17 protein-coding genes are annotated in these 16,736 nt (G+C 70.4%); 2 read left to right on the forward strand and 15 right to left on the reverse strand.

Annotated elements, in window-relative coordinates; all coding sequences use genetic code 11:
* The first annotated feature begins 3 nt into the window (after positions 1-3).
* Positions 4-837 carry an MBL fold metallo-hydrolase gene (locus HV826_RS00305; RefSeq protein ID WP_176415001.1) on the forward strand — a complete coding sequence of 278 codons (834 nt, stop codon included), beginning with the start codon at positions 4-6 and terminating at the stop codon, positions 835-837.
* Here HV826_RS00305 and lipB read toward each other — a convergent pair.
* From lipB to lpdA, 5 genes are all read right to left on the reverse strand, one after another.
* On the reverse strand, positions 827-1,900 hold the full coding sequence (lipB, locus tag HV826_RS00310) for a lipoyl(octanoyl) transferase LipB (RefSeq protein ID WP_176415002.1): 1,074 nt from the start codon (positions 1,898-1,900) through the stop codon (positions 827-829). The genes HV826_RS00305 and lipB overlap by 11 nt on opposite strands.
* Complete coding sequence (locus HV826_RS00315; protein WP_255207627.1) at positions 1,897-3,330, reverse strand: ClpX C4-type zinc finger protein; 1,434 nt, start codon at positions 3,328-3,330, stop codon at positions 1,897-1,899. The genes lipB and HV826_RS00315 overlap by 4 nt, the downstream gene beginning before the upstream one ends.
* 137 nt (positions 3,331-3,467) lie before the next feature.
* Positions 3,468-4,724, reverse strand: a complete 1,257-nt coding sequence (locus HV826_RS00320; RefSeq protein WP_176415004.1) for a dihydrolipoamide acetyltransferase family protein — start codon at positions 4,722-4,724, stop codon at positions 3,468-3,470.
* Positions 4,725-4,784: 60 nt separating this feature from the next.
* Positions 4,785-5,714 (reverse strand): lipoyl synthase, encoded by a 930-nt coding sequence (lipA, locus tag HV826_RS00325; RefSeq protein WP_176415005.1) that lies wholly within the window; start codon positions 5,712-5,714, stop codon positions 4,785-4,787.
* A gap of 257 nt (positions 5,715-5,971) precedes the next feature.
* A complete protein-coding gene (gene lpdA, locus HV826_RS00330) occupies positions 5,972-7,369 on the reverse strand; it encodes a dihydrolipoyl dehydrogenase (protein WP_176415006.1) in 1,398 nt (465 codons plus the stop codon).
* Positions 7,370-7,449: 80 nt separating this feature from the next.
* On the opposite strand from lpdA, the gene HV826_RS00335 reads away from it, so the two are divergent.
* Complete coding sequence (locus tag HV826_RS00335) at positions 7,450-8,586, forward strand: hypothetical protein (protein ID WP_368670802.1); 1,137 nt, start codon at positions 7,450-7,452, stop codon at positions 8,584-8,586.
* Positions 8,587-8,600: 14 nt separating this feature from the next.
* Here HV826_RS00335 and HV826_RS00340 read toward each other — a convergent pair whose 3' ends face one another.
* The 10 genes from HV826_RS00340 to hisG form a co-directional block, all read right to left on the reverse strand.
* Entirely contained in the window at positions 8,601-9,050 is a 450-nt protein-coding gene (locus HV826_RS00340; protein ID WP_176415008.1) for a DofB protein, read from the reverse strand.
* Positions 9,051-9,317: 267 nt separating this feature from the next.
* Complete coding sequence (hisIE, locus tag HV826_RS00345; protein ID WP_176415009.1) at positions 9,318-9,926, reverse strand: bifunctional phosphoribosyl-AMP cyclohydrolase/phosphoribosyl-ATP diphosphatase HisIE; 609 nt, start codon at positions 9,924-9,926, stop codon at positions 9,318-9,320.
* Entirely contained in the window at positions 9,926-10,705 is a 780-nt protein-coding gene (hisN, locus tag HV826_RS00350) for a histidinol-phosphatase (RefSeq protein ID WP_176415010.1), read from the reverse strand. The genes hisIE and hisN overlap by 1 nt, the downstream gene beginning before the upstream one ends.
* Positions 10,702-11,466 (reverse strand): imidazole glycerol phosphate synthase subunit HisF, encoded by a 765-nt coding sequence (gene hisF, locus HV826_RS00355; protein ID WP_368670803.1) that lies wholly within the window; start codon positions 11,464-11,466, stop codon positions 10,702-10,704. Before hisF ends, hisN begins: the two co-directional genes overlap by 4 nt.
* A complete protein-coding gene (locus HV826_RS00360; RefSeq protein ID WP_176415012.1) occupies positions 11,463-11,999 on the reverse strand; it encodes an imidazoleglycerol-phosphate dehydratase in 537 nt (178 codons plus the stop codon). Before HV826_RS00360 ends, hisF begins: the two co-directional genes overlap by 4 nt.
* Positions 11,996-12,712 (reverse strand): HisA/HisF-related TIM barrel protein, encoded by a 717-nt coding sequence (locus tag HV826_RS00365; protein ID WP_176415013.1) that lies wholly within the window; start codon positions 12,710-12,712, stop codon positions 11,996-11,998. The genes HV826_RS00360 and HV826_RS00365 overlap by 4 nt, the downstream gene beginning before the upstream one ends.
* Positions 12,709-13,302: an imidazole glycerol phosphate synthase subunit HisH gene (hisH, locus tag HV826_RS00370; protein ID WP_176415014.1), complete on the reverse strand. Its 594-nt coding sequence runs from the start codon at positions 13,300-13,302 to the stop codon at positions 12,709-12,711. Before hisH ends, HV826_RS00365 begins: the two co-directional genes overlap by 4 nt.
* Positions 13,299-14,336, reverse strand: coding sequence for a histidinol-phosphate transaminase (locus HV826_RS00375; RefSeq protein ID WP_176415015.1), 1,038 nt, complete (start codon positions 14,334-14,336; stop codon positions 13,299-13,301). Before HV826_RS00375 ends, hisH begins: the two co-directional genes overlap by 4 nt.
* Positions 14,333-15,643, reverse strand: coding sequence for a histidinol dehydrogenase (gene hisD, locus HV826_RS00380; RefSeq protein WP_176415016.1), 1,311 nt, complete (start codon positions 15,641-15,643; stop codon positions 14,333-14,335). Before hisD ends, HV826_RS00375 begins: the two co-directional genes overlap by 4 nt.
* Positions 15,643-16,503, reverse strand: a complete 861-nt coding sequence (hisG, locus tag HV826_RS00385) for an ATP phosphoribosyltransferase (RefSeq protein WP_176415017.1) — start codon at positions 16,501-16,503, stop codon at positions 15,643-15,645. Before hisG ends, hisD begins: the two co-directional genes overlap by 1 nt.
* Positions 16,504-16,736 lie beyond the last annotated feature (233 nt).

Raw genomic sequence — 16,736 nt, forward strand, 5'->3', positions numbered from 1 at the left:
CGCGTGCCCTTCGAGGTGCGCTTCTGGGGTGTGCGCGGCTCCATTCCTTCACCGGGCGCGCACACGAAGCGCTACGGCGGCAACACCCCCTGCGTGGAGGTCCGCTGCGGGGACGAGCTGCTCATCTTCGACCTGGGCACCGGCGCGCGCGCGCTGGGGAATGCGCTGGTGGCGAAGAAGAAGCCGGTGAAGGGCTCCATCTTCATCTCGCACTACCACTATGACCACCTGCAGGGCCTGCCCTTCTTCGGGCCCATGTTCCTGCCCACGAGCGCCCTGACTGTCTACGGCCCGGCGCGGCATGGGCAGTCGGTGAAGCAGCTCCTCAGCGGGCAGATGGTGCCGCCGTACTTCCCGGTGACGGCGGACGGCGTGTTCCGGGCGCAGCTCACGTACACGGACCTGGCCGCCACGCAGACGCTGCGGCTGGGCCCGGCGACGGTGCACACCATCGAGCTGAACCACCCGGGTGGCAACATGGGCTACCGCGTCGAGTGCCAGGGCCGCTCGGTGGTGTACGCCACCGACCTGGAGCATGGCAGCGACATGGACGCGGCCTTCTACGCGTTCGCCCAGGACGCGGACGTCCTCATCTACGACGCCATGTACACCGAGGACGAGTACCACGGCCGCACCGGGCCGGCGCGCACCGGCTGGGGCCACTCCACCTGGCAGGCCGCGGTGCACGCGGCGGACAAGGCCGAGGTGAAGAAGCTGGTGCTCTTCCACCACGACCCGTCACGCGATGACGCGGGCATGGACCGGCTGCTGCGTCAGGTGCGCAAGCACCGCCCCGACGCCATCGCCGCTCGCGAGTCCCTGGTCATCAAGCTGTAGCGCGCTTCACCGTCTCCCGCAGGCCCCGGAAGGGCAACCGCTCCAAGGCCGTGGGGACGTCGACCCACTCGAAGGCGTCGTGCTCGGCGCTCAGGCGCACGTCCGCGCCCGGCGACACGTGGGCGGCGAAGCCGTTCTCCTCCACGAGTCGAGGTGGCAGCACCTCCCCCAGGGCGAAGGCGTGGCGGTAGTCCAGGTCCACCAGCGGCACGCGGAGGCCTGTCTCCTCCTCCAGCTCCCGCGCGGCGGCCCGCGCGGGCGATTCACCCGCTTCGAGCCTCCCCGTGAGGACCTGCCAGAAGCCCCCCCGCTCAGGGCGCCGGCGCACGAGCAGCACCCGCGCTTCGGGGCCACGGCCCTTCACCACCGCGATGCTCACCGTCCGCAGCGGTGGCGGCGCGTCCAAGCGCTCGCTGTCAAACACGGTGCAGAAGCTACTGGCGATGGCCTCCTCCACCTCCGTCATGGGAAGTGCGCGGCCCAGCTCGCGCTGCATGGACGTGACGCCCGCTTCGCGGATGCCACACGGGACGATGAGCTGGAAGTGGTCCAGGTTCGTGTTCACGTTGAGCGCGAAGCCGTGCGTGGTGAGCCAGCGCGACAGGTGCACGCCAATGGCTGCGATTTTTCGCGCGTCCGCGGCGCCCTCCTCGCCAATCCAGACACCGGGCCACTTGGGGATGGGGCCCGCGGTGATGCCCCACTGGGCCAGCACCTGCATGACGGCGCGTTCCACGTCGCGCACGTAGCGGCGCACGTCGTGCCGGCCCTCCGGCAGCAGGAAGATGGGGTAGCCCACCAGTTGGCCGGGGCCATGGTAGGTGACGTCGCCTCCACGGTTGGTCTCGAAGACCTCCGCGCCCTCCTTCGCCAGCCGCGCGTCGCTGGCGACGATGTTCTCGCGCTTCGCGGCCCGGCCCAGGGTGAGGATGGGCGGGTGCTCCAAGAGGAGCAGCGCGTCGCCGCAGAGCCCCTGGCGGCGGGACTCGCTGAAGAGGTGCATCAGCGCGAGCCCGTCCTCGTACTCCACACGGCCCAGCCGGTAGACGGTGATGGTGTTCATGATGTTCGCTTCCTTCGTGCCTTCCGCGCGGACGCGGGCTTCACGGTGGGCGTCAGGCTCCACGCTCCCGTGGGCACCCGGTTGAGGAGGGCGTGCAGCTCATGGCCCGCGCGCGGCGCGCGGCTGGCCTCCAGGGCCAGCGCCTTGAGCACGTCCTCGGAGGCGGAGACCGCGGGCTCGCGCGAGGCCAGGCGCTGGCGGGCAATCTCCATGAATTCAGCGTGAGTCGGCACCTGGAGCGGCAGGAGCACCTGCACATGCTCCAGGAGGTCCGTGGGCACGGTGCCGCGCACGGCCTGAGTCAGCGCGGCGGTGGTGGGCACGGGAACGCTGTGTGAGGCCCCGCGAAGGCTGAGGCCCCGAGCCTCCATGCCCACGCCCCTCGCGCTCAGCACCACGACAGGCCGGCGGTCCTGGGCCAGGAAGGCTCGCAGGGCCGCGTGGGATGACGCATCCAGGCGATCCACGTCCTCCACCAGCAGGGCGCGCGACTGAGTCGTCAGGTCCAGGTCCGCGACGGGGGTGATGACGCCCACGCCCTCTCGCTGGAGCTCCTGGAACCAGGCGCTCTTGCCGCTGCCTTCGGGCCCGACGACCAGCAGGGTCCGCGCGTGGGCCTCAAGCGACTGCGTCAGCAGCGCCTGCGTCGCGCCCTGCCCCACGAGCCCCATGCTGGGCACCGCGGGACGGCCCCTCCGCGACACCGTAAGTGGAGGCACCGGGGTGACGTCGCCCAGCAGGGCTTGCGACTCGTTCAGGCAGCGCTTGCAGATGAACGCGCCCGCGGGCCCCGCGACCAGGTCCCCCGTGTCCGTGCGTGGACGGCAACAGAAGGAGCACCACGCGTCGAGCGCCGCATCCGCGCGCGTGGGGCCGCGCTCGATGAGCCGGGCCTCTCCGCGACGCCGAGGCGGGGCATCCGTCTGGCGCGAGGACTCCTCGGCGCCTTCGACCGCGCCCGCGACACGCGCAAGCTGCGCTTCGAGCCGCTGCGCGTCCTCCGCGACCGCAGTCTCGATGACCCAGGCCTGGGCGGCGTCGCCAGGCGCGTCGTCGCCGGCGTGCAGGGTCGCCTCGCGCAGCGCATCCTCGATGAGCCGCTGCCGGTGGCCGACGTCCGGAAGCAACTCCGACTCCAGGGAACGCACCAGCCCGGCCCCAGGCAAGGCCTCTTCGTCGTCGGTGTCCGCTTCCGACCGTGCGAGCACAGGCTCCGGCATCCACTCCAGCCGGTTCACCGCATCCGCGATGTCCGCGCGGCTGCCGTCCAGCCGCTGCGCATGACGAAGCAGCTGCAACGCGCGGGACGGATTGCCCGCCTGACGGTACAGCTCCGCCGCTTTCTGCAGGCACTCCACCGCACGGGCCACGTCCCCCTGTGTCTCGGCGGACTGCGCGGCGCGGATCAGCTCGCGAGGGTTCTCGGCCATACGGAGAGAGCCTAACCGGCTCGAAGCCCCCGCGCGCGGCCCTTGAACGCGAGCCCCAGCGTCAGGCGCTTCCCGGCCCGGCTCCAGGGCCACCACGCCCCTCACGTCGGGGGCGTGGACCTGCCACGGCGCTCACCTCACGCCATGGCCAGGAACAGCAGGTCCGGCTTCTCCAGGTACTTGATGATCTCGTACGTGAAGTCCGCCGCCACCGAGCCGTCGATGACGCGGTGGTCGCACGACAGCGACAGGTTCATCATGTCGCGGACGACGACCTGGTCCCCCACCACAGCCGGGCGCTTCTTGAGGCGGTGCACGCCCAGGATGCCCACTTCGGGGTGGTTGATGATGGGCGTGGCGAACAGACCGCCGCTCTGCCCCAGCGAGCTGATGGTGAAGGTGCCACCCGTCAGCTCCTCCATCTTCAGCTTGCGGTCACGCGCGGCGGCGCCCAGGCGAGCCGTCTCACGCGCCAGGTCAGCCAGCGTCAGCCGGTCCGCGTTCTTCACCACCGCCACGGTGAGGCCGTCCGGCGTCGCCGCCGCCATGCCGATGTTGAACTCGCCGCGGACCACCAGCTCCTGCGCCGCCTCATCGAAGTTCGCATTCAGGTGCGGGAACTTCTTCAGCGCCGCCACCGTCGCCTTGATGATGAACGGCAGGTAGTTGAGCTTGGTGTTCTCACCGGCCGCCGCCAGCTGCGCGTTCAGCCGCGCGCGCAGGGCCACCAGCTCCGTGGCGTCCACTTCCTCGACGAAGGCGAAGTGCGGCGCCGTGAACTTCGACCGCACCATCTTCTCGGCGATCTTCTTGCGCAGGCCCCGCAGCGGAACGCGCTCGTCCGCCGCGCCCGAGCTGACCGGCGGAGCCGCGGGACGCGCCTTCTGCTCGGCCGGAGCCGCGACGACGTTCTTCTCGCCCCCCTCCAGCGCCGCCACCACGTCCGCCTTCGTCACGCGGCCCTGCGGCCCCGTGCCGGAGATGGCCGCCAGGTCCAGCCCGTGCTCGCGGGCCATCCGCCGCGTCACCGGCGTGGCCAGCACCTTGGACGCCGAGGCGGGCGCCCCACCGCCCTGGCCACCCGCCGCGGGCGCCGCGGCCACGGGAGCCGCGCTGGCCTCGCCATGGCCACTGGACTGCGCCGGCGCGTCGCCCTCCACCTCCAGGGTGACGAGGAGCTGGTGCACCTTCGCCAGGTCGCCTTCATTGCCGTGCGTCTTCACGACACGGCCCGCCTTGGGCGCGGGGACGGTGACGGTGGCCTTGTCCGTCATCACCTCGGCGAGCACCTGGTCTTCCTTGACGGAATCCCCCGCCTTCACGTGCCACTTCACCAGCTCACCCTCCATCACGCCTTCACCAAGGTCGGGGAGCTTGAATTCGAAGATCGCCATGGAGTCGTCTTTCCGGGAAGCAGGGGTGTTGGGTCAAGCCATGAATCGGAGCGTCACCGCTCAGCCGAGCCGCTCGATCCGCTCGCGCTCCATCAGGCCCTTCATGAAGAACTCAGCGGCCCGGTAGCTGGACCGCACCAGCGGACCGGAGGCCACGTAGAGGAAGCCGTAGGACTCGGCCAGCGTCTTGTACGCCTCGAACTGCGCGGGCGTCACGAACCGCTCCACGCGCAGGTGGTACTGCGACGGCTGCAGGTACTGGCCCAGCGTCAGCACGTCCACACCCACGTCGCGCAGGTCCTTGAACGTCTGCTCCAGCTCCGCGTCCGTCTCCCCCAGGCCCACCATGACGGACGTCTTGGTGTACAGGCCCTCGGGGCGGTGCTTGAGGTACTCCAGCACGCGCAGGGACTGGTGGTACTTCGCGCGCCGATCTCGCACCGTCGGCGTGAGGCGCTCCACCGTCTCCACGTTGTGCGCCACCACGTGGGGCCTGGCCTCCGCCACGGTGGTCAGGTCCTGCTCCACGCCCTTGAAGTCAGGGATGAGCACTTCGACGATGGTGCGCGGGCTCTCCCGGCGCAGCTCGCGGATGGCGGAGGCGAAGTGGCTGGCGCCGCCGTCCGGCCGGTCATCCCGGTTCACGGACGTGACGACGATGTACTCCAGGTCCATCTCCTTCACCGCCTGGGCCAGATGGATGGGCTCCATTGGATCCAACGGCGGAGGCGCGCCGACCTTCACGTGGCAGAAGCGGCACGCGCGCGTGCACACCTCGCCCATCAGCATCACCGTGGCGGTGCCACCGCCCCAGCACTCGGCGATGTTCGGGCAGCGGGCCTCTTCGCACACCGTGGCCAGCTTCGTGCGCTTCACGATGGCCTTGACCCGCTCGTAGCCCTCTCCGTGCGGGAGCCGCACCTTCAGCCACTCCGGCTTGCGGGTGGTCTCAGTCACCTGGGGGAGAGGGAACCGGTCGGGAGTCGCCATGGATCGCGGGCCTTCTATGGGTTGGACGGAGGACGTTCAAGCGGAAGCCACTGACGCAAGGCGTCAGCATCCACCAGTCGTCCGCCAGTTGTCGCCTCTCTACTAATGCCCCCGGCGCCTGGGCACAGGCCAGGAGCCCCCGTGAGGGCGGCCAGTCAGGAGAGCGTCACCTCGCGCGGCCGCGTGGGCCGGAAATACGAAGGGCCGTCCGCGGCACACCGGGACGGCCCCTGGGACTTCAAGCGAGGCACCGCCGCCTAGAAGTGGCGCGGGTGGCCCAGCGTGGCCTCGGCACCCTCGTGCACGATTTCCGAGAGCGTCGGGTGCGCGTGGATGGTGTTGGCCAGCTCCTCGGTGGTGATCTCCAGCTTCAGCGCGACACACGCCTCGGCCAGCAGCTCCGTCGCGTGCGGCCCGATGAGGTGCACGCCGAGGACCTCGTCGTACTTCCGGTCCGACACGATCTTGATCATGCCGGTGGCCTCGTTGGAGATGGCGGCCTTGGTCACGGCGCCCATCGGAGCGATGCCCACCTTCACGTCGTAGCCGCGCTCCTTGGCCTTCTTCTCCGTCAGGCCCACCGAGGCGACCTCGGGGTAGCAGTACGTGGCCGACGGCGTCAGGTCGTAGTTGATGGGCTGCGGGTTCTTCCCGGCGATGTGCTCCACGGCCACCACGCACTCCGCGCTGGCCATGTGCGCCAGCATCGGCGTGGGGATGATGTCTCCCACGGCGTAGACGTTCGGCTCGGAGGTGCGCAGCATCGAATCGACCTTGATGTAGCCGCGCTCGGCCTGGATGTTCGTCTTGTTCAGGCCCACGTCCTCGGTGACGGGCGAGCGGCCCACCGCCGACAGGAGGATCTCCGCATCCAGCGTCTTGGTCTCGTTGCCCACCTTCATGGTGACGCGCACGCCGTCCGCCGTGTGCTCCACCTTCTCCACCGCGGAGCCGGTGTGCACGTCGATGCCGCGGCGCTTGAAGATCTTCTCCAGCTCCTTGGAGATGTCCGCGTCCTCGATGGGGAGCAGCGCGGGCAGGTACTCCACGATGGCGGTCTTGCTGCCCACGTGGTTGAACACGGAGGCGAACTCACAGCCCACCGCGCCAGCGCCCAGCACGATGATGCTCTTGGGGACGCGGTCGATCTGCAGGATGGAGTCGCTGTTCAGCACCCGCTTGTGGTCCACGGGGACGTTGGGCAGGGACTTGGGCACCGAGCCCGTGGCGATGATGATGTTCTTCGCCTCCAGGACCTGCTTGGAGCCGTCCTCGGCGGTGACCTCCACCTTGCCCTTGCCGGCGATGCGGCCGTGGCCCTTCACCACCGTCACCTTGTTCTTCTTCATCAAGAAGTCGATGCCGTTGGCACCCTTGGTGACAATCTTGTCCTTGTGCTTCATCGCGTTGGGCCAGTTGATGGCCGGGCTGCTCACATCAACGCCGAAGTCAGCCGCTTCGCGGACGTGGTGGAACAGCTCCGCGGTCCACAGCAGGGACTTGGTCGGGATGCAGCCGCGATGGAGGCAGGTGCCACCCAGCCGCTTGTCCTTCTCGATGATGGCCGTCTTCAGGCCCAGCTGACCCGCGCGGATGGCGCCCACGTAGCCGCCGGGGCCCGAACCGATGATCACCACGTCGAACGTCTCAGCCACGCACGCCTCCGTAATTATTGCGGATGGAACCCGGTGGGGCTGATAACCCCCGGTCCCGGTTGGAATCAAGGAGTTTGCTCGTGCGCCGTTTCCCGCTCCGAACCCTCCTCTTGATGTTGGTGGCACTCATCGCCTTCGGACGCCTGTGGTGTGTGACGCACCAGGAGGAAGCGCCCGGTCCTCGGCCAGCGCGAACGGCCCAGGCGGGTGACGTCCCGGCCGGAGCCCCCGCTCCCGCCTCCACCCCGGAGTGCCGCACGCTGGAGCGGGCCCTCGAAAGCGCCCTCCGCACGCCCCAGGCCCCCCGGGCCCTGGCTGAGGCCCGCCAGCAGCTCGACGCATGCCGTCAGCCGCCCGCCCGCGCCTGCGCGCTGGGCGCGGCCCTGGACGCCCGCTCGCCCTTATCCGAAGGAGAAGCCACACCGCTGCGCGGCCTGCTGGCCAGCCTGTGTGAGCGCTGCCCGCCCGCCGCCAACTCGTGCGCCCAGGCCGTGGGACAGGCCCTGCTGAGCGCCGCGGTGGGTCCGCATGCCGACACCGCGAGCGCGAAATGGAATCTGGAGCACGCGGGGGCAGGCCTGGGAGGGGCGTGTGCCTCGCTCGTCCAGTTGGGGATCGCGCCCGCGGCCCAGTCGGGCCTCACCGTGCGGCAACCCGTGCTCGCGCTCGCCGGAGCGCTGGCGCCCCGCTGCTCACGGACAGGACTCCTGGATGACGCGCTGCTGCGCGCCGCCGCCGCGAACCTCGTGGCGCCCACGCCCGCGCTGATCGCCCTGGCCGCGGGCCCCACTCCTCCCGAGACGAGCGCCATGAAGCCGGACCGGATTGAAGGCACCGAGCCCGGCTTCCAGGCGTTCGACCAGGACGAGAACACAGGCGTCCCGGTAGGACAGGCGCGCAAGAGCAAGCGCTGGGAGGCGGACGGCGCGCTGCGCGCGAGCTACGCGCCCACGCTGAAGCAGCTCGTGTCGGTGATGGTCCGCGCCACGGGGCCGGGGACGGTGCGGGCCATCGTCCGGACGCCGCAAGGCGTGGGCTTGAAGGACCCGGAGAAGGACTTCGCCTTCGTCAACCCCACCGTGTGCCGCTTCAACGGCACGGGTCAGTGGGAGCAGTGCCCGCTCCAGGTGCCGCTGCGCGACGTGGACGCGGTGAGCGTCTTCCCCGAGCGCGTGGACACCGAGCTGAAGGAGCTGGAGGTCCACGGCGCCCGTTGAAGGCGCCGCCGACGTCAGGCGATGAGGCCGCGCTCCTTGGCCATCGTGAAGAGCGGCGCGGCGTCCTTCTTCAGCACCGCGCTCACGTCCTTGACGATGGAGTCACCCGACTTCGCGACCGACAGGAAGTTGTCGAAGGTGCGCGTGAGGATGAGCACGCCGGAGATGATGACGCGCTGAAGGTTGTGCTGCAGGTCCGTGCCTTCGTAGACGAGCCACGCCTGCTCCACGCAGGTGCGGCGGGCATCCATGAGGAACTGGTTGAGCACGGCGCGCTCGTTCGCGTCGGGAACCTTCGACTTCGAGCTCACCGACCCCACGTAGATGAGGTTCGTGTTGAGCCGCGTCGCCGCTTCCTGCATCTGCGCCAGCACCAGCGTCACGTCCTCCTTGGTCGGAGGATTCTCCCAGCGGGAGAAGATGACTCGGTCGATGATCTCCGCTTTGTAGGTAGGGCCGTTCACGATGCCTCCGGTGAGGCGAGCGCCGGACCGGCACCCGCCCGGCATGCCACGCTGCCGTGCCGTCGGATCTGTAGCAGGAACACTCCATTCGTTGAAGTGCGCGACACCTGAACCGGCCTTCATTTCGCCCGGCACCGTGGGCCTGCCCTGCAGCGGAAACGGACAAATTCAACCGCACCGACACCGACACTCAGGGAAAACACGTATACGCCTGCGTCATCTCCAGGATTCGCCGGATATTGTCGTGAAGCGGACATGAGAGGTGAATCAGCGCGAAGCGCGTTTGGCGAGCACCGCCTTCACGTCGTCGAGCGAGAGGCCCAGCGGCCGGACGGCGACGAGCACGTGGTAGAGCACGTCCGCCGCTTCCTCCGCGGCGCGTGATGGATCCGCGTCCGCGCACGCGGTCACCAACTCCGCGGCCTCCTCGCCCAGCTTCTTCAAGCGCAGGTTGCGGTCCTCCAGCAGGCGGCGCGTGTAGCTCGGGGGCGCATCATCGGGCGGGTCCACGGGTGCGGCGCGCCGGGCGAGGGTGTCATCCAACGCGCTCAGCGCATCCCAGCGGCCAGGCCCGAAGCAGGTCTCCGTCCCCGTGTGACATGCGGGGCCCGCCTTCTCCACGCGCGCGAGCACCGCGTCACCGTCACAGTCGGCGCGGAGCGCCACCACGCGCTGGACGTTTCCACTGGATGCGCCCTTGTGCCACAGGCCGCGCGTGCGCGACCGGTAGTGCATCTCTCCGGTGGCCAGCGTGCGCGCCAGGGCTTCCCGGTCGGCATGCGCCACCATCAACACGTCACCCGTGCTCGCGTCCTGCGTGACGACCGTCACCAGTCCGTTGCCCTTCGCGAAGTCGAGCGCGTCCAGGTCGAGCATCAACGTGTCTCCACGGCGCCGAGCCGTTCCCGCACCACGCGTGCCATGGCCGCGTTGGTGGCGATACCGTTTCCGCCGAACGCGGTCCGCCGGCCCGTCCAGTCGGTGAACACACCGCCAGCTTCCTCGATGATGGGCTGCAAGGCCGCGCCATCCCAGGGGGACAGCAGCTCATCCACCATGACCTCCGCGCGCCCGGTGGCCACCAGCAGGTAGCCGTAACAGTCCCCCCAGGTGCGGTCCACGGCCGCGTCCCGCGCGAGCGCGCGCCAGGCGGCCCCGCGCTCCGGGTACACCGGGAAGCGCGCATCCGTGGACAGCACCACCGCCTTGGACAGCTCCGCCTGCGTGGACACGGCCGCGCGCCGGTCATTCCAGAAGCAGCCCTGCCCCGGCGCCGCCACCAGCAGCTCACGCACCGCGGGGAAGTACGCGGCCCCCACGAGGATGCGCTCGCCTTCCGCCAGCGCCACCAGCGTGCCCCACAGCGGGACACCGCGGATGAACGTCTTCGTCCCGTCGATGGGGTCCAGAATCCACCGGCGCTTCGCGCCCGGCCGCGTCTCGCCGAACTCCTCGCCCAGGATGCCGTCCTGGGGGAAGCGCGCCTCCAGCCACTCGCGCGCACGGGACTCCGCCGTGCGGTCCGCCACCGTCACCGGAGAGCCGTCCGACTTCGTGTCCACCGCGACGCCACCGCGGAAGAAGCCCAACGCCACGTCACCCGCGAGCCGCGCCACCTCGGCGGCGGCCTGCATCAGGGTTCCCGAGTCCGTCATGCCACGCTCCGAATGTGAAGGCCGCCCTCGCGGAGCAGCGCCTTGATGTCCCCCACCGTGGTGAGGCCGTCGTGCAGGATGCCCGCGACCAAGGCCGCGTCAGCGCCGCCCTCCTGGAACGCCTCCCGGACGTGCGCCGCGCTGCCCGCGCCGCCCGAGGCGATGACTGGCACAGCCACCGCCTCCGACACGGCCCGCGTCAGCGACAGGTCATAGCCCGTCCGCGCGCCATCCCGGTCGATGCTGGTGAGGAGCACTTCCCCGGCCCCTCGCGCCACGCACTCACGCGCCCAGGCCACCGCGTCCAGGTCCGTGGGCCTCCTGCCGCCATGGGTGTAGACGCGCCAGCGGTCGCCGTCTCGCTTCGCGTCGATGCTGGCCACCACGCACTGTGCGCCGAAGCGCTCCGCGCAGGCGGTGAGCAGCGCCGGATTGGCCACCGCCGCGGAGTTGATGCTCACCTTGTCCGCGCCCGCGCGCAGCGCCCGGCCCACGTCCTCCACCGTGCGAACCCCGCCGCCGACCGCCAGGGGGATGAAGAGCTGCTCGGCGGTGCGCCGCACCAACTCCCACAACGTGTCCCGCTCCTCGGCGCTGGCGGAGATGTCCAGGAACGTCACCTCATCCGCGCCCTCCGCTTCGTAGCGCCGGGCCAGCTCCACCGGGTCACCCACGTCGCGAAGTCCCTCGAACTGGACGCCCTTCACCACGCGTCCGCCCTTCACGTCCAGACAGACGACGAGCCGTCGCGTGAGCATCACTTCACCTCCAGGGACACGGCGCCCTTCATGCTGAACACCGTGCCCGAATCCACCATGGCATCCCGCAGCGCCAGCCCCAGCGCCTTGAAGGCCGCCTCCGTCGCGTGGTGGCTGTCTTTTCCGCGCAGCACCCGCAGGTGCAGCGTCACCCGGGCGTGCTCGCTGAACGAGCGCATCCAGTGCTCGTAGAGCCGGTTCTTCAACGGGCCCTGGTAATAGAAGCGTCCCCCTGCATCCAGGCAGGCCTGCACCAGCGCGTCGTCCATGGGAATGGTGCGCTCGGCGAAGCGCGCGGCCGTGGCCGGAATCACCTGCTGCACCGCAGTGCCCAGGGTTATCGCCACGTCCTCCATCACATGGTGCGTGAGGTCCCCCCGCGCATGCAGCGTGAGGTCCAACCCCGCGTAGCGCGCGAAGGTGGCCAGCATGTGGTCGAAGAACTTCAGCCCCGTGTCCACGTTCGTGACGCCCTTGCCCGGCGACAACTCCACCCGAACCTGCGTCTCCTTCGTCTCCCGAATGACAGTGGTCATCCCGCGAACTCCTGAGCGACTGCGCTCGCATCCAGTCTTCCGGTGTACAACGCCATGCCAATGACGGCCCCGTAGGCGCCCGCTTCCGCCAGGGCCCTCAGGTCCTCCATCGTCGTCACGCCACCCGACGCGTACAGGCGGTGCCGGCTGGTGCTCGCCACCTCCCGCATCAGCGGCAGGTCCACGCCCGACAGCTGCCCCTCCTTGTGGACCGCCGTCACGAGCAGGCCCCCCAGCGGCAAGGGCTCGAAGGACGCCAGCACCTCGCGGATGTCGCGGTGGCTCCCCGCCGTCCAGCCTCGCGTCACCACCTCGCGCCCCTTCACGTCCGCGGCGACGACGACCCGGTCGGGAAAGCGGTTCGCGATGTCCGCCAGCCAGGCGGCGTCTTCGATGGCGCGAGTCCCCACCACCACGAACTCGGCGCCGCCTGCCAGGACGGCCTCCACCCGGTCGGAATCACGCACGCCGCCGCCCACCGAGAAGGTGAGCCCGCGCTCGTAGGCCGTCAGCTGGAAGATGGCGTCCGAGTTGGAGCCCTTGCCCAGCGCCGCGTCCAGGTCCACGACATGGAACGCGCGGAAGCCGTGGCTGCGCCATTGCTTCAGCGCCTCCAGCGGGTCCTCCACCCGGACCTTCTCCGCCGCATACGAGCCGCCCACGAGTTGGACGCACGCGCCCTCGCGCAGGTCGATGGCGGGAATCGCAATCACGACGTCACCTCCCGCAAGAAAGCCTGGACGAAGCGCACGCCCGCCGTGGAGGACTTCTCCGGGTGGAACTGCACGCCCACCACCCTCCCCCTTCGCACCGCCGCCGGGAAGCGGTCCTGCTCGTGCGTCGTCCACCCCGTCACCACCGAAGCATCCGCGGCGCGGCAGACGAAGCTGTGCGCGTAGTACACGGTGTCCAGCCGCGCTCCCGCCAGCGTGCGTTCTTCGTCGACCTGATTCCACCCAATCTCTGGCACGCGCTTCGCCGTCAGCCGCGTCACCCGGCCCGCGAAGTAGCCCAGGCCGGCGCCCGCGCCTTCGTCACTGCCTTCGAAGAGCAACTGCATGCCCAGGCAGATGCCCAGGCACGGCAGGCCCTGCTCCAGTGCCGCTCGCATGGCTTCACGCGCCGGCTCGAGCCGCGCCACCGCCGCCCCGAAGGCGCCCACCCCCGGCAGCACCAGGACGTCGGTGTCCAGCGCGCGCAAGGGGTCCTCCTGTACGCGCACCTCCGCGCCCGGCACCGTGGCCAGGGCCTTGGCCAGCGAGTGGAGGTTGCCCGCGCCGTAGTCGAACAAGGTGACTCTCATCGCAACGCCTCCCGCAGCGCCGCCAGCGCTGTCTCCATCAACGGCCAGGGCCCCACACCGACTCGGAGCGCGTCGCCCACGCCCGTCAGCGACTGGAACGCCCGCACATTCACGTCCCGCTCCCGCATCCGCTCCGCCACGGCCAGCGCGCCCGGAAGCGGCACCATCAGGAAGTTGGCCTCCGATGGCAGCGGCGACAGGCCCAGCGACACCAGCGCGCCGCGCAGCCGCTCGCGACAGGCGACGGCCTCCTCCGCACGGGCTCGCACCCACTGCGCGTCATCGTTCAGCACCGAGACGGCCACCGCCTCCGCGACGCTGGTGAGCTTGTAGGGTCCGCGAGCCTTCTCGACCTCCGACACCAGCTCGGGCGAGCCGGCGCCCCACCCCACCCGCAGCCCCGCCAGCCCAAAGGCCTTGGAGAAGGTGCGCGTCACCAGCACATTCGGCCGCCGTCGCGCCAGGTCGAGGAAGGCCTTCCCCGGCGCGAAGTCCGCATAGGCCTCATCGATGATGACGATGCCGGGCGCGTCCTCGGCGACACGCTCCACCGCCGCCCGCGACAGCGCGGTGCCTGTGGGGTTGTTGGGCGAGCACAGGTAGATGACCTTCGCCCCCGTGGCGAGCAGCGCGTCCGCGTCCACGTCGAAGTCCGGCTTCAGCGGGACGGGCACGGCCTTGAGCCCGTTCACCTTGGCGAACAGCGGCACCATGACGAAGGTCGGGTCCTGGAACGCCAGCGTGTCCCCGGGCTCCAGGAAGGCGCGCAGCGCCGAGTCGATGACGTCATCCGAGCCGCAGCCCGTCGTTATCTCGTCGGGCGCCGCGCCAATGGACGCCGCCAGCGCCCGGCGCAGCTCCGGCGCATAGCCCGGGGGATAGCGCGGGACGCGGGACGCGGTGGAGACAAGCACCCGCTCCACGGAGGGCGGCACACCAAAGAGGTTGGTGTTGTCACTCAGGTCCACCCGGCACGGCCGCTTCGAAGGCGCGTACAGCGGAATGTCCCGATACGAAGCCCGCCTGGGAATCATGGCCGCCTCCAGGCGCGCGCGGCGTCCGCGTGCGCGAAGAGGCCTTCACTGTCAGCCAGCCGCCCCACGTCCTCCGCCAGCGCCGCCGCCGCCGCCGCCGTGACGCGCTGGTAGGTGGTCCACCGGTAGAAGTCGAGCAGGTTGAGCCCCGAGTAGGCCCGCGCCAACCCCGCCGTGGGCAACACGTGGTTGGAGCCCGTCATGTAGTCGCCGTAGGCCACTGACGAACGCTCTCCCAGGAAGACGGTGCCCGCGTTGCGCACCCGTCCCAGGTCGTCCTGCGCCGTCGCGGTGGCGATGAGCAGGTGCTCCGGCGCGAAGTCCGCCACGAAGGGCCAGGCTTCCTCCAGGGACGCCACCGTCAACACCGCGCCGCGCGAGCCCAGGGCCGAGGTGACAATCTCCCACCGCCTCGCGCGCTCGGCCTGTCGCTCCACCTCCGCGGCGATGGCGTCCGCCAACGCGTCGCCCAGCGCCAGCGTGACGCAGGCCGCCTCCGGATCATGCTCTGCCTGGGCCAACATCTCTCGCGCCACCGCGGCCGGGTTCGCCGTGTCGTCGGCCACGACCAGGATTTCACTGGGGCCCGCGGGCGCTTCAATCGCCACCGCGCCCACCACCTGCAGCTTGGCCTCGGCCACGTAGGCATTGCCCGGCCCCACGATGCGGTCCACGCGCGGCACGCTCTCCGTGCCATAGGCCATGGCCGCCACCGCACCCGCGCCGCCCAGCGAGAAGACGCGGTCCGCGCCCGCCAGGGATGCCGCCGCCAGCACGCTGGGGTGTGGCAAGCCATCGGGCCCCGGCGGCGAGCACACGATGACCTCACCCACGCCCGCCACCTTCGCGGGCACCACGCCCATCAGGACGCTGCTGGGGTACACCGCGCGGCCTCCCGGGGCATACACCCCCACGCGGCCCAGCGGATCCGGCCGCCGGCCCACGAGCACGCCAGGCTCCGTTTCCACCTCCACCAACTGTGGCCTCTGCGGCGCGTGCGCCAGGGCGATGTTGCGAGCCGCCCGGGCCAGCGCGTCTCTGACCGATGGCTCCAATCCGGCGAGCGCCGCGGCACAGACGTCTCGCGGCACCTCCAGCGCCGTCAGCTCCACGCGGTCGAGCTGCCGCGCGAGTTCGAAGAGCGCCTGGTCTCCCTCCGCGCGCACGCGGGCGATGAGCTCTCGCACGCGCAGCGCGACGCGGGCATCGGAGCCACTCGCCCGGTCCAGCAGGCGCCGGAAGTCCTCCCGAGCGAGCGAGGACAAAGGACCGCGGTACCTCAGGGTCGACGAAGCAAGGGCGGCCATCACGCCATCAACCTTTCAATGCGGGTGACGAGGATGCCCTCACAGCCCAGGGCCTTCAGCGCGTTGATGGTGCGGTAGATGCTCTTCGCCGGCACCACCGCGTGCACGGCCACGAAGTCGCCGCCGTCCAGCACGTTCACCACGGTGGGGCCGTTGAGGCCCGGGAGGACCTCGCGCACCCGGACGAGCGAGCCCCTTGGCACGTTGGCCATCAGGTAGCGCTTGCCGCGCGCCGCCAGCACCGAGCCCAGCGCCTGCTTCAGCTCGTCCAGCTTCCGCTGCGCGTCCACCAGATTGCCCTTGCACGCCACCAGCCGCGCGCTGGACTCCAGCACCGTGGCCACCTCGCGCAGGCCATTCATCTTCAGCGTGGAGCCGGTGGACGTCAGGTCCACGACGATGTCCGCGATGCCCAGGTGGGGCGCGATCTCCGCCGCGCCCGACACAGGCACCACCGCCACCCGCTGCCCCCGCCGGGCGAAGTACTCCTGCGTCAACCGGGGGAAGCAGGACGCGACCCGCATGCCCTCCTTCACGTCCTCCGGCGAGGCGAAGCCGCCCTCCTCCCGCGCCGCCACCACCAGGCGGCACCTGCCGAACTCCAGGTCCATCAGCAGGTCCAGCTCGCGCCCGGACTCGCACACCAGGTCCCAACCGGTGACGCCCGCGTGCGCGGCGCCATCCGCCACGAACTCCGGGATGTCCTGGGCGCGGACGAAGATGGCCTCGAACTCTCCGCCCAGGGACGCGGTGAGCGCGCGCTCACCCCGGGCCCGCACCTCCAGGCCCGCGTCATTGAACAACTCCCGTACTTCGTCCGAGAGGCGGCCTTTGTTGGGCAGAGCAATCTTCAGCAGCATGGGGAACCTTCAAGACTGCGAGGAGACAACGACGCGGAAACGAAAAAAGGCCCGTCCTGGGGGGACGGGCCTTCGGTCGCTGCGGCAGGTGCCGTGGTGGGTGCGTCTAGCGTCTCACCCAGGCATGCGCATGGCGAACGGTCCCGTCGGGGCCGAGCCGATGATGCGCATGGTGATGGTGAAGGGACGCGGAGAGCATCGCCGTATGAGTAACGACAAACCGCCGCGCCGTC

Source organism: Myxococcus sp. AM010, from assembly GCF_013372585.1.
GTDB classification, from domain to species: Bacteria; Myxococcota; Myxococcia; order Myxococcales; family Myxococcaceae; genus Myxococcus; species Myxococcus vastator.